The following is a 632-nucleotide window of genomic DNA, read 5'->3' on the forward strand; positions in this document are numbered from 1 at the left end:
GGCGAGGTCCGTCTCCTTGAGCTTGTACATGAACACGGTGGTCGTCGCCGTGTCGCTGCCCGGGCCGCCCTGCGTCATCGCCCAGATGATCGGGAACGAGTTGAAGACGTTGATCAGGTTGATGACGACACCGACGAGGAAGGCCGGCCGCAGCAGCGGCAGCGTGATGCCCCGGTAGGTCTGCCAGGGCCCGGCGCCGTCGATACGGGCCGCCTCGTAGACCTCGCCCGGGATCGTCTGGAGCCCGGCGAGCAGGGTGTAGGTGGTGAACGGCAGCGAGACGAACACCGCCACGAACATCATCCAGGGCCAGGCGGTGGAGGCCGAGCCCAGCCAGTCCTCGGACTTGTCGATGATGCCCAGGTCCAGCATGAGGGTGTTGAGCACACCCGCGGTCTGGTTGAGCATCCACTTGAAGCCGATGGCGGTCATCAGGACCGACGCCGCCCAGGGGGCGATGAGCGCCCAGCGGGTGATGCGGCGGCCCGGGAAGCGCTGGTTGAACAGCTGGGCGAGGCCCAGCGAGACCAGCATCGTGACGCCGACGACCACGACCGTCCACAGCACGGTCCAGAGGATGACGTGGCCGAAGTCGGATTCCTCGAAGAGTTTCCGGTACTTGTCGGTGCCGG

At 66.6% G+C, this 632-nt stretch carries 1 protein-coding gene; it reads right to left on the reverse strand.

Features of this window, described 5'->3' with window-relative positions:
- On the reverse strand, nucleotides 1–632 hold a 632-nt coding region (locus CCN37_RS38640; RefSeq protein ID WP_086830288.1), incomplete at both ends, for a carbohydrate ABC transporter permease.

Source organism: Allokutzneria sp. NRRL B-24872 (assembly GCF_002155965.1).
Lineage (GTDB): Bacteria > Actinomycetota > Actinomycetes > Mycobacteriales > Pseudonocardiaceae > Allokutzneria.